Here is a 12,018-nt window from a genome sequence, read left to right as displayed (position 1 = left end):
CCTCGTCGTCGAGGACCGACCGGAGAAGGAGGAGGAAACCGCATGAGCGACACGCCGCTCGTCGATGCCCACCACCATGTGTGGGACCTGGCCGTGCGGGACCAGGCATGGATCACCGGTCCCGAACTCGCGCCGCTGCGCAGGACCTTCTCGCTGTCGGATCTGCGTCCGCTGGCCGAGCGGGCCGGAGTCGGCGCGACCGTGATGGTACAGACCGTGACGGTCCCGGAGGAGACCCCCGAGATGCTGGCGCAGGCGGCCTCCGACCCGCTGGTCGCCGGGGTGGTCGGATGGACCGACCTGACAGCTCCCGATGTGGCGGACACGCTGGCCCGGCTGCGTGAACTGCCCGGTGGCGGCCGGCTGGTGGGCATCCGGCACCAGGTGCAGTCGGAACCCGATCCGCGGTGGCTGGTACGGGAGGATGTCCTGCGGGGGCTGTCCGCGGTGGCCGACGCCGGCCTGGCCTATGACCTCGTCATCCTCCCGCACCAGCTGCCCGCGGCCGCCGCCGCGGCCCGCCGTCTGCCGGGCCTCAGGTTCGTCCTGGATCACGTCGGCAAACCCGCCATCGTGGCGGGCGCGCTCGAACCGTGGGCTTCGGAACTACGGGCCCTGGCGGCCGAACCCAACACCTTCTGCAAGCTGTCCGGCCTTGTCACGGAGGCCGACTGGCACGGATGGACAGTCGACGACCTGCGTCCTTTCGCCGCGACGGTCCTCGGCGCCTTCGGACCGGACCGGGTCATGTACGGCTCCGACTGGCCCGTGTGCACCGTGGCCGCCGACTACACGGAGGTGCTCGATGCCGCCCGTGCTCTGACGGTCGGGCTCAGCGTGGACGAACGGGCCGGCGTTTTCGGCGGCACCGCCGTGAACGCCTACCGGCTGCGCGTGCCCTGAAGCCGCCGACGTCTGCGGCACACAATCCCCCGGAGAGGAATACCAGAGAGGAACAAGAGCATGAAGTTCATGCGTCTCGGAACGGTCGGCGGTGATCAGCCCACCGTCCACTCGGACGGCGGACGCCCGAGGGATTCCACACCGCTGACCACAGACATCACCGCTGAGTCCCTCGCCTCGGACGGCGACCGAGCGCCGCCGGGCAAGGCCCTCACGTCGGTAAACTGCTCTCGTCCCGACACTCCCGGAGCAGCAGGAGGAGGAGAACGGATGCCACCGCGTGACAGTTCCTCTGCCAGGGCCCCGGAGTCCGAAGGAAGAAGCCAATCCGCCGGTCCTGGTCGCCAGGTCCTTTCTGACAGCGTCTACGAGCAGATCAAGGCCATGGTCATGGACCATGAGATCGCCCCTGGCGCACGCGTGGGGATCGAGGCGCTGTCGCGTGCTCTGGGTGTCTCGCCCACGCCCGTCCGCGAGGCGCTGGCCAGGCTCGAGTCCGACGGACTTGTGGTGAAAAGGTCGCTCTCCGGGTACCGGGCGACCGAGTTGCTGACCCGCGAGGGCCTTGAGGAGCTCTTCGAAATGCGACTCCTCCTGGAACCGCGAGCGGCGGCGCTCGCCGCCATCAACGCCACCGAGGAGCAACTCGACTCCGTCGAGCGGCTCGTGGAGGAGATGCAGACTCATCCGGGGCCGACGGGGCGGTACGCGGACTACCGCGACTTCGCCGCTCTCGACCAGCGTTTTCACGACGCGATCGCGATGGCCTCGCAGCGTCCGCTGCTCGCCGATGCGGTGGAGCGGCTCCACTCCCATCTGCATGTCTTTCGACTCAGAAGTGTCAGGAGCGCCGACGACCCGACGCTGGCGGAACACGAGCGCGTCGTACGCGCGATACTGCGCCGCAAGCCCGACCGCGCCGCGGAAGCCATGGCGGAGCACCTCACACGCAGCCTTCAGCGGCAGCTCAGTCAGGACCCGAAGTCCTGACCGGCGTCGCGGAGGCCCTGCACCTGCGCCCCGTCGACGATGCGGCGAACCCGGACAGCGGTGACGCGGCGCTAACGGCGGCCGCAGCCGCCGTGAGCCAGTGCCTGAGGTGCAGAGTCGCAGGGCACGATTCACCCCCCCCTCGCGCGATCGGCGGATTCGGCGGGGGTGGCTGGGCACGCTGAAATAACGTTATCGCGAACGATTGCCGGTGCCCTGCGCGTCCGTCAAGAGGCCAACACGGGGTCATAACCCCTGAACATCAGGCCCGCACCTCGCCGGACCCGCGGACCTTCAAGGTGACCGGGACGATCACGGTCTGCACCGGCCGGCCGGGGTCGGCGATGCGTGCGCGCAGCAACTCGACGGCGGTCTGGCCGATCTTGGAGGTCTCCTGGGCGATCACGGTGAGGGCGGGCTGCAGCAGATCGGCGAGCGGCACCTCGTCGAAGCCGACGACGGCTAGCCGGGAGGCAGCCTGCGGCCCGAGGTGTCGCAGCACCGTGAGCGTGGTGTCCAGGTTGCCGGTGACCAGGGCGGTCGCCGGGTCCGCGCCCCGCAGTGCCGTGTCCAGCGCCGCGGCCACCCGCTCGGCGGTGATCTCGCCGGGGTGCACCAGGCCTTCCACGGCCTCGCCGTGGGCCCGCAGAGCCGCACGGAACGCCGCGGCCCGCTCCCGGCCGGAGAAGACGCGCTCGCTGTCGCCGATGTAGGCGATGCGGCGGTGCCCGTGCTGGTGCAGGTGGTGGAACGCCATGCCGATCCCGGAGGCGTTGTCGGACATGACGCAGTCCACCGAGATCCCGCTCATCGGCCGGTCCATGGCCACCAGCGGCATGCCCGCCTCCAGCTCCGGCTGCAGATAGCCGTGGTTCTCGCCGAACGGCTCGACGATGATGCCGTCGAGGCGCTGCCGGCACATGGATATCAAGATGTCGCGCTCCCTGGCCTCGTCGAAGTCCGTGGACGCGGCCAGGAGGGCCAGCCCCGAGTCGCGGGCCGTCCGCTCGATGGCGGCCAGCGCCGGGTTGACCTCGGCGATCCGCCGGACCGCGGCGCCGATCGTTCCGGTGACGCCGGTACGCAGCTGCCGGGCGCGCTCGTCCGGACGGTAGTTCAGCGCCGCGATCGCGGCCTGGACCTTGGTGACGTACTCCGGGCCCACCGTCGGGTCGTTGTTGACCACCCGCGAGACGGTGCGCAGGGCCACCCCGGCCTCGCGGGCGACGTCGACCATCGTCGGACGCCTGGGTCGTTCCCCGTTCCCGCGCCGTGCTCGGCTCATCCGGTAACTCCTCGTCGAAACATTGGACCGATATCAGACCGGCCCTTGACACATTCCCGCAACGCGCTTCTATCCTCGCGATAACGTTATCTCGAAGGGTGACGCGGCGTCGACCCGCTCCGGTCTGCCCCCATCCATCGGGTCACCTCCATCCATCGGGTCACACCGTCCCTCCAGGAGACTTCATGCGGCACAACCGTCTGACCGCTGCTTGCCTCGCCGCAGGGCTCGCCCTCACCGGATGCTCTGCCGCGTCGACCGGAAGCGCGAAGGGTGGCACCACCCTGACCTACCTCACCTTCGAGACCCCCAGCCTGACCGCGAAGTTCTGGGACACCTCGATCGCCGACGCCAGCAAGAAGGTCCCGGACGTCACGATCAAGAAGATCGTCGCTCCGAGCACGGACCGGGACGCGTACGCCAAGCAGCTTCAGGCCTCCGGGCAGTTCCCGGACCTGCTCCAGTCGATCACCCCGTCGACGTTCGCGACGGCCGGGCTGCTCAAGCCGTACGACCAGAAGTGGGTGAACGCCAACTTCATGCTCCCCATGGGCAACGCCTACAAGGGCAAGGTCTACATCCCGCCCACCAACTCGCAGATCATCCCCGAGGTGTTCTACAACAAGAAGCTGTTCGCCAAGGCGCACATTGCCGCGCCTCCCCGGACGTGGGCGGACTTCATGGCCGTGTGCGCCAAGCTCAAGGCGGCCGGCATCACCCCGGTCGAGCTGGGCGGCGGCGACCCGTTCGCGGCGTCGATGCCGCTGGTCGGCATCCTGTCCGCGGACGTGCTGGGCAAGGACCCGGACTGGCTGAAGAAGCGCTACGCCGGAAAGGTCAAGTTCACCGACACGAACGTCAAGGCGGCGGTGGCCAAGTACCGGACGATGGTCAAGAAGGGCTATTTCGAGGACGGCGCCCTGGGCGTCAAGTACGCCGACTCCATCACGAACTTCACGTCCGGCAGGACCGCGATGTACATGATGGGCAGCTGGTTCCTCGGTTCGGTGCCCAAGGACCACGCCGATGACTTCGGCGCTTTCCTCACCCCCACCGACGACGGGTCGCTCGTCGTGCCGTTCGCGGTGGGCGGCTCCATGGCGATCAGCGCCAAGACGGCCGACCCGGCCAAGGCGACCGCGTTCGCCGAAGCCTGGTCGCTGGGCCCGGCCAACTACAAGGCCCTGATCGAGGGCGACGGCGCGTTCCCGATGCTCAAGGGCAAGACCCTGGCCGACTACGGCGTCGACGTCACCCAGGTCTTCAAGGACTCCTACTCCTATGTCACCAAGCAGAACACGAAGGTCTCGGCGTTCGGCTGGGCGACCAACGACGACTCCATGCCCTCCGGACTGAACAACGCCGTCTACTCGGCCAGTCAGGCGCTCTTCTCGTCGGACGACATCAACGGGCAGCTGGCCAAGCTGGACGCCGCCTGGGACGCGGCGACCAAGTAACCCCCGCACCGGCGCCGGGATTACCGGGTCCGGCGCCGGGCCCGATCCCGCAGACCTCCTCCGAGGGAAGAGCCATGACCACCCGAGTCCGCCCACGCCGTGGCGACCCCGCCCTGGGATCGATCGCGCTTCTCGCGCTGGGCCTGTACGTCCTGTTCATCATCGTCCCTGTGATCATGAGCGGTTGGAAAAGCCTGACGAACGAGAACCCGCTCCTGGCGCGAGCCGACTTCGTCGGCGTCTCCAACTACACGGAGATGACGCACGACAGCGCCCTGGCCGCCAGTCTCGGCTTCACGCTCCTCCTGGCCGGCGCGGTGACGATCGCGGCCAACGTCGTCGGCATCGGGTTCGCGATGCTGCTCGACAAGACGTCGCTGAGCTTCCGGATGATGCGTACCGTCGCGTTCCTGCCGCAGGTGCTGTCCGGCGTCATCGTCGGCTACGTCTGGCGCTACATCCTGGCCCGGGACGGCATCCTCAACAACGTCCTGGTCTCCATGGGGATCATCGGCAAGCCGATCACCTGGCTCGGCGACCCCCACCTGGCCATGTTCTCCGTCGGGCTCGTCGCGGCCTGGGTCCTGACGGGCTTCACCACCGTCGTGCATCTGGCCGCCCTCCAGTCGATCCCCGTCGAGCTGTACCAGGCCGCGATGGTGGACGGAGCAGGGCGCTGGCAGCGGTTCCGGCGGATCACGTTCCCGATGCTGGCCCCTGGCACCACCATCAGCGTCACCATCTCACTGATCACGATACTGAAGCTCTACGACATCATCGCGGTGCTCACCTCGGGCGGCCCGGCCAACTCCACGCAGTCCACCGCTCTGTACGTCATCCAGCTCGCCTTCACGGACGACCGCTACGGCTACGCCTCGGCCGTCGCGATGCTCCTTCTCGTCGTCTCCACCGTCATCGCGCTGTCCGTGACCGCCCTGCTGCGCCGCCGGGAGGTGGACCTGTGACCGCATCGACATCGCACCGGCCGACGCAACGACCGACGTCCCGGAGCCGAACCGCCCCGCAGGCCGCGCCCGCGTCGCGCACCGACCGCCGCGCCTGGGCCGCGAAGGGGCACCTCGTCGTGGCCGGACTGCTCACCCTGGCCTTCGTCAGCCCGATCTACCTCACGATCGTCAACGCCTTCAAGACGCAGGACCAGATCATCCGCGACCCGGCGGCTCCCCCCGCCCCGCCGATGACGCACAACCTGACCGACGCCCTGGCCCGGCCCGACCGGATCGTCCAGATCGGCCTGACCAACTCCGCGGTCACCGTCGTCGCCTCGGTGCTGCTGATCATCCCGCTGGGCGCCGCCCTCAGCTTCTGGCTAACCCGCCGCTCCGCCCGCTTTCGCCGGATCGTCCTGGCGGGCTTCGCCGTCGGCCTGATGATCCCGCCCGCGGTGGTCCTGCTGCCCACCATCCGCGTCCTGACCTTTCTGCACCTGGACCACACCTATCCGGGGCTGATCCTGGCCAACGTCGGCGGCGGCTACCTGTCGTTCGCCGTCTTCGTCTACTCCGGCTTCCTGCGCTCGATCCCCGGGGAGATCATCGAGGCCGCGACCGTGGACGGCGCCGGGACGCTGCGGATCTGGCGGACGATCGTGATGCCGCTGCTGCGCCCGGCCACCGCGACCGTCGCGATCTTCCTGTCGCTGTGGATCTGGAACGACTTCATGAACCCGCAGTTCATCCTCGGTCCGTTGCACGGCCAGACCATCACCACGGGGCTGTATCTGTCGGTCGGCCAGTACTCGACCAACTACGCCCAGCTGTTCGGCGTGATGCTCTTGGCGGCGGTCGTCCCCGTCGCCGGCTACCTCGCGTTGCAGAAGCAGTTCATCGCCGGACTCACCTCGGGAGCCACCAAGTGACCACGAAGACCGCCGCCGGACCCGTGGACATCGGCAAGACCGGCGTCCCTGACCTGGACGATGTCGCGGGGCACTGGGTCGGCCTAGACGAGATCGCGCACCTGCCCTCGCTGCGCAACCAGCAGGGGCAGGGCCACGTCAACCACGACCTGACCTCCCTGTCCTGGCTGGCCGCCCCGCCATTCACCTTCGGCTACCACACCGGCGAGTTGCATGTGGACGGCGCGACCCCGGCCGCGCAGCGCTTCCTGTGGAAGCCGTGGGGCGTGACCCGCGAGCACCGCGGCGACGGGCTGCTGCTGACCACCGACACCCGGATGGCGTTGTCCCGGGATCTGCTCCTGTGGCGCATCGTGGTCACCAACGAGACCGGCGAGGCCAGGACGGTCGAGCTGTCCCAGGACCTGTTCGCGATGGTCGCCTACTCCGAGGTCGGCTACGGCTGGCTGTACGACGGCCCGTGGAACCATGGCCAGTACCACGACTTCATGGCACTGGAGCGCATCCGGGCAACCACCGGCGGACGCGCGAAGTCCTCTCTGCTCTCGCCGGCGTCCCGGCGGCTGCGGCTGGGCAAGCCCCGCATTCCGGGGATCCAACGCGACGAGGACCACGGTCCGATGCTCCTCGACGACGCGCTCCCGGCGCACGTCAGCCACGACAAGGAGCCGCAGCCGCGGATCGGCGTGGCCGCGACCGTACGCGGACTTCGGGTCGAGGCGGCCGACGGCGGCGTGATCCTGCGGGCGGACGAGGCGATCGCGCTGGCGCCGGACGACGAGGCGAATCTGGACGCCTTCGCCCTCGCCCCCGGCCTGACGATCGCCTTCGAGCTGCGACTGGATGCGACGGGCCAGTCCGGGACCGTCCTCACCCACGGCAACCACCCCGACTCCCTCCAGATCGGTGTCGATGACGGCCGGCTGTGGCTCGGCATCACAGGGGAGCGGGAGTTCACCGACACCGAACTCTCTGTCGGGGACTGGCACCGCGTCGACGTGTACATCGACGCCGACCACGTCGTGATGCGACTCGCGGGCGCCGAGATCGTACGTACCCGGCACTGGACCGAGTCGCGCCGTTGGGTGTCCCGCATCGAGGACGGCTCCGTCACCTTCGCGGACTCCCGGTCGCCGGCGCGCGCCGCCTACGCCTTCGCCTGGCCGCCGCCCGAGCTCCGGACCGAGGGCGCCGGCGGCCGCGCGACCTGGACGTGCCGGATCGAGCCCGGTCAGAGCATGACCATCGGGATCACCTGCGCGTACGGAACCGACTTCGACGCCGTCCTTGCAGAGGCCCGCGCCGCCGCGGAGGACCTCGGGACGACGATGCGCGCAGGGGAGGACGGCTGGCGACGGCTCTGGACCAGCATGTTCACCCCGGGCAACCCCGACTTCTCCGGGCACCTGCCGACCTTCACCACCGATGACGCCGGACTCGCGCGCACCTACTACATGGGGGCACTGCAGGCGCTGTACATGCGCAGCATGCGCATTCGGCCCGGCGAGCCGGTCTTCCTCACCGGCGGCCCCCGACTCGGGCCGACCACCACCTACTTCTGGGACCACTGCGAGTGGAGCCGGGTGTACGCCCTGCTGGAACCGGCCGGCCTGCACTCCTGGCTGCTGCGCGTCCTGGCCGGGCCCTACCGTGACTCCTTCGGCGTCGAGGCTCTCAGCGGCGGACCCCTGGGCAACGCCTACAGCGCCAACGACTACGCCCTGTTCCGGCTGATAGAGCACTACGTCTGCGTCACCGGCGACATCGCGTTCCTCGACGAGACGACCGGCGCAGCGACCGTCCTGGAACACCTGGAGCGACTCGGGCTCGGGTGGCGCGACAAGCGCAACCTGGCGACCGGTGGTGTGCTCGCCGACTTCGGTGACGATCCCTGGAGCCTGCTGGAATGCGTTCCCAACTACACCGGGGTCGTCGCCTCCTTCAACGGCGCCTACGTCGGCTCGACGCGCTCGCTGGCGGGACTGTACCGGCGGCTCGGCCGCCAGGGGGACGCCAGTCGGGCGGAGGCCGAAGCCGGCCAACTGGCCGACGCGCTCCTGGATTTGTATGCGGGATCGGGTCGCTGGCAGGTACGCCGCCCGGACGGGACCGACACGATCGGGCACTGCCTGGACTTCGGCCTCGTCGCGGCAGCCCTCCACCGCGACCTCCCGGACGAGACACGGCGGGAGATGGCCGACTTCGTCACCGACCGTCTGCTGGTGGGGGGTTGGATGCGGGCGCTGAGCCCCGACGATCCGATCGCCGCCGCCTCCGACCGCCCCGACCACGGTGCGGCCGGCGCCTTCTGCGCCTGGCCCGGCGTCACCGCCCACGGCCTGGCCCGCCTCGGCTACCGCGACCGGGCGATCGCCCTGCTGGGCGACCTCTCGTCCGCCGCCTCGGGTGGGCTGTGGGGCCAGGCCATGGAGATCGTCACCGGCCCGGACGGACGGTATCGGGCCCGGGTGGCCGAGCGAGGCGTGGCCACGCGCGAGTGCATCGCGGGCGCATCCGGAGCCGAGGCGGTGCTCTCGGCCCTCTTCGGGATCAACCCGACGTTCGCGACCGGCGGGCCCACCGGGCTGCCCGCCACCTTGTCCGTCGAGGGTGTCGGGACGCTCACCGAACTGGGCCGGAGAACTCCGAGTTCCGGAACCCCTCGACACACCTCGGCACACTCGAAGAAGGACTGACATCGCCATGTCGCCCGTTCGTGGCTACGAAGCCGGACCCTGCCACAGCATCACAGGAGAGGTCGGTGTCGGATACCGCAACGCGGTCGCCGGCATCGCGCCAGGGCTGGTCCTCGCCGTCGACGGCCCCATGGCTGTCGACTGGGAGACGGTCTCCGCCGAGATCTGCGACGCGCTGGCCGCCCGCGACATCACGGCGAAGCAGATCGACATCCGCGAGCACTTCGCCGCGTGGCCGGACATCCTCGCCCTCACCGCGTCCGCGGTGCTGGAGGACGACCCGGACTTCGCCCCGTTGTCCCGGGCCGGCCTGGCCGACTTCTTCACCGAGCTGCCGCAGCCCGAGGCCGCTGTGAGCGCCGTCACCGTCGTCTTCGGCCCGGGGGCGGCACTGGTCACGCACGACACGCTCTGGTACGCGGACCTGCCCAAGCGGTATGCCGAGGCCGCGATCACCGGCGGGTCGGGCCGCAATCTGGGGCAGCCGGCCGACACCGGACCGGGGACGACCCGCCGCCTGTTCTACATCGACTGGCCCGTCCTGGACCGGCACCGCGACACCCTCGTCGCCGACCTCGACCTGTGGCTGGACACCCAGGACCCCCAGGCTCCGGCCTGGCTGGAAGGACCCGCGCTGCGCGACGCCCTCGCCGATCTGGCCGCCCGGCCCTTCCGCACCCGACCCACCTTCAACACCACCTCCTGGGGCGGCCACTGGGCCCAGAAGCAGCTCGGCTTCAATCCCACGGCAGCCAACACCGCCCTGGGCTACGAGCTCATCGCGCCGGAGAGCGGAATCCTCGTCGGCACCCCGGACGGCGCGCGCGTCGAGGTCCCGTTGCAGGCACTGGTCGCTCTGCACCCCGAGGAGGTCCTCGGGGGGCCTGTGCACGCGACGTTCGGCACATCGTTCCCGATCCGCTTCGACTACCTCGACACCGTCGGCGGCGGAAACCTGTCCGTCCACTGCCACCCGCAGTCGGACTACATGCAACGGGTCTTCGGCTGGCCCTACACCCAGCACGAGACCTACTACATGATGGTCGGCGGGCCCGACCGGCAGGTGTTTCTGGGCCTGCGCCAGGACGCCGACCTGGAGGCTTTCCGAAGCGAGGCGGACCGAGCGGTCCACGACGGCGTGCCGTTCGACATCGAACGCCACGTCCAGACCTTCCCCGCCGACCGGCACCAGCTCTTCCTCATCCCGGGCGGCACCCCGCACGGCAGCGGCGAGGGCAACGTCGTACTCGAAATCAGCGCGACGCCCTACCTGTACAGCCTCCGCTTCTACGACTGGCTGCGCAAAGACCGTGAAGGCAGGCAACGGCCCGTCCACGTCGGCCACGCGTTCGAGAATCTCGACCCCGCCCGGTCGGGGGAGGCCGTGGCAAGGGACCTGGTCCAGAAACCGCGGACCCTGCGCTCGGGCGACCGCTGGCGCGAGGACGTCATCGGCCGCCTCCCGGAGATGTTCTTCGAGGTCCGACGCCTCGAACTGGACGCGGTCGCCGCTGTGGACGACGACACGGACCACCGGTTCCACGTCATCAACGTCGTGGAGGGCGACGGGATCCAGATTGAGACAAGCGGCGGACACCGCTACGTGCTGGCCTACGCCGAGACGCTGACCGTGCCCGCCTCCGTCGGTGCCTACCGGGTGCGGGCCCTGGGCACGGGCCCGGTCCGCTACGTCAAGGCACTGGTGCGATGAACCCGGGCAACGGGACCGTCGTATCGGTGATGGACGTCGGCGGCACACACGTGACCGCGGCGAGTGTGGACGTCGAGACCCGCAGCCTCCGGTCCGGCCGATCGTTCCGTGAGCCACTGGACGGCGACGGCAGTGCCGAAGAGATCCTGTCGGCCCTCGTCCGGTGCGCCGCTCGCCTGCCCGCGCAGAGCGCAACCCGGTGGGCTGTCGCACTGCCCGGCCCCTTCGACTACGAACGCGGCATCGGATGGTACGAAGGGGTAGGCAAGTTCGACGCGCTGCGTGGCTTCGATCTCCGAGCCGCTCTGACGGCGTCGCTGCCCGACGCCGCCCGCATCAGCTTCTGCAACGACGCGGACGCTTTCGTGCTCGGTGAATGGTGGGCCGGGGCGGCGCGTGGACACCGCTCCGTTGTCGGGATCACCCTCGGAACCGGTGTGGGCTCCTGCTTCCTGCGCGACGGCCGCATCCTGCGGCACGGGCCCGGAGTCCCCCCTGAAGGGCGGCTCCACGCCCTGCGGTACGCGGAGCGGCCCCTGGAGGAGACGGTGTCCAGACGAGCCCTCCGGCGAACCTACGCACAGGCCACGGGCGAAGCGCCGCCCGATGTCCGGGAGATGGCACAGCGAGCGCGACAGGGGGACCGCGCCGCCGCCCGCGTCTTCGCCGAGACGTTCAGGGCCCTGGGAAGAGTACTCGGCCCGCTGCTCGCGGCATTCGAACCGACGGTTCTCGTCGTCGGCGGTTCCATCGCGGGGGCATGGGATCTGATGGCCGGACCACTGCGAGCGGGAATCGCCGAAACCGATCCGGTCGGCACCGCAGGCATCGTCGTCACAGCGGTGCAGCACCCGGCCGAGGCTCCACTGCTCGGCGCGGCGTACCTGGCCACGGCTGCGGTCGCGACGACCGAGACGCATGGTTCTCGACGGCCGACTCCGTGAGTACGGGCCCTCGGCGGCGGATGTCCGGCAGCCGATCCGAGCTGCACCGGCTGCACCGGCCTGGACAAGGACCGGGTCACCGCCTGGACCTCAGGGCACCCGGCGCCCCGACCGCGCGGCCGTACCAGGCCGCCCTGAAACGCCCGCTCACAC

Annotated in this window: 9 protein-coding genes; 8 read left to right on the top strand and 1 reads right to left on the bottom strand. The window is 69.8% G+C overall.

Features of this window, described 5'->3' with window-relative positions:
- Positions 1-42: 42 nt before the first annotated feature.
- Positions 43-903, top strand: coding sequence for an amidohydrolase family protein (locus OG747_RS01640; RefSeq protein ID WP_405877063.1), 861 nt, complete (start codon positions 43-45; stop codon positions 901-903).
- A gap of 270 nt (positions 904-1,173) precedes the next feature.
- Complete coding sequence (locus OG747_RS01635; protein WP_405877061.1) at positions 1,174-1,893, top strand: GntR family transcriptional regulator; 720 nt, start codon at positions 1,174-1,176, stop codon at positions 1,891-1,893.
- Positions 1,894-2,155: 262 nt separating this feature from the next.
- Here OG747_RS01635 and OG747_RS01630 read toward each other — a convergent pair whose 3' ends face one another.
- Positions 2,156-3,178: a LacI family DNA-binding transcriptional regulator gene (locus OG747_RS01630; RefSeq protein ID WP_405877059.1), complete on the bottom strand. Its 1,023-nt coding sequence runs from the start codon at positions 3,176-3,178 to the stop codon at positions 2,156-2,158.
- Positions 3,179-3,363: 185 nt separating this feature from the next.
- On the opposite strand from OG747_RS01630, the gene OG747_RS01625 reads away from it, so the two are divergent.
- The 6 genes from OG747_RS01625 to OG747_RS01600 all read left to right on the top strand — a co-directional run bounded on the left by OG747_RS01625 (position 3,364) and on the right by OG747_RS01600 (position 11,865).
- Entirely contained in the window at positions 3,364-4,635 is a 1,272-nt protein-coding gene (locus tag OG747_RS01625) for an ABC transporter substrate-binding protein (RefSeq protein ID WP_405877057.1), read from the top strand.
- A gap of 74 nt (positions 4,636-4,709) precedes the next feature.
- Complete coding sequence (locus OG747_RS01620; protein WP_405877055.1) at positions 4,710-5,600, top strand: carbohydrate ABC transporter permease; 891 nt, start codon at positions 4,710-4,712, stop codon at positions 5,598-5,600.
- Entirely contained in the window at positions 5,597-6,514 is a 918-nt protein-coding gene (locus OG747_RS01615; protein ID WP_405877053.1) for a carbohydrate ABC transporter permease, read from the top strand. Before OG747_RS01620 ends, OG747_RS01615 begins: the two co-directional genes overlap by 4 nt.
- Positions 6,511-9,210 (top strand): hypothetical protein, encoded by a 2,700-nt coding sequence (locus tag OG747_RS01610; protein ID WP_405877051.1) that lies wholly within the window; start codon positions 6,511-6,513, stop codon positions 9,208-9,210. Before OG747_RS01615 ends, OG747_RS01610 begins: the two co-directional genes overlap by 4 nt.
- A gap of 7 nt (positions 9,211-9,217) precedes the next feature.
- On the top strand, positions 9,218-10,921 hold the full coding sequence (locus OG747_RS01605; protein ID WP_405877049.1) for a class I mannose-6-phosphate isomerase: 1,704 nt from the start codon (positions 9,218-9,220) through the stop codon (positions 10,919-10,921).
- Positions 10,918-11,865 (top strand): ROK family protein, encoded by a 948-nt coding sequence (locus tag OG747_RS01600; protein ID WP_405877047.1) that lies wholly within the window; start codon positions 10,918-10,920, stop codon positions 11,863-11,865. The genes OG747_RS01605 and OG747_RS01600 overlap by 4 nt, the downstream gene beginning before the upstream one ends.
- Positions 11,866-12,018: the final 153 nt, after the last annotated feature.

The organism is Streptomyces sp. NBC_01384, assembly GCF_045040035.1.
Classification (GTDB): Bacteria; Actinomycetota; Actinomycetes; order Streptomycetales; family Streptomycetaceae; genus Streptomyces.
The sequence above is the reverse complement of the archived record's forward strand: the minus strand, read 5'-3'. Positions and strand labels throughout refer to the sequence as shown.

What these genes read in the sequence shown, in the direction of transcription:
- OG747_RS01640 (WP_405877063.1), top strand. Translation starts at nt 43, where the DNA reads ATGAGCGACACGCCGCTCGTCGATGCCCACCACCATGTGTGGGACCTG.
- OG747_RS01635 (WP_405877061.1), top strand. Translation starts at nt 1,174, where the DNA reads ATGCCACCGCGTGACAGTTCCTCTGCCAGGGCCCCGGAGTCCGAAGGA.
- OG747_RS01605 (WP_405877049.1), top strand. Translation starts at nt 9,218, where the DNA reads ATGTCGCCCGTTCGTGGCTACGAAGCCGGACCCTGCCACAGCATCACA.
- OG747_RS01620 (WP_405877055.1), top strand. Translation starts at nt 4,710, where the DNA reads ATGACCACCCGAGTCCGCCCACGCCGTGGCGACCCCGCCCTGGGATCG.
- OG747_RS01630 (WP_405877059.1), bottom strand. Translation starts at nt 3,178, where the DNA reads ATGAGCCGAGCACGGCGCGGGAACGGGGAACGACCCAGGCGTCCGACG.
- OG747_RS01600 (WP_405877047.1), top strand. Translation starts at nt 10,918, where the DNA reads ATGAACCCGGGCAACGGGACCGTCGTATCGGTGATGGACGTCGGCGGC.
- OG747_RS01625 (WP_405877057.1), top strand. Translation starts at nt 3,364, where the DNA reads ATGCGGCACAACCGTCTGACCGCTGCTTGCCTCGCCGCAGGGCTCGCC.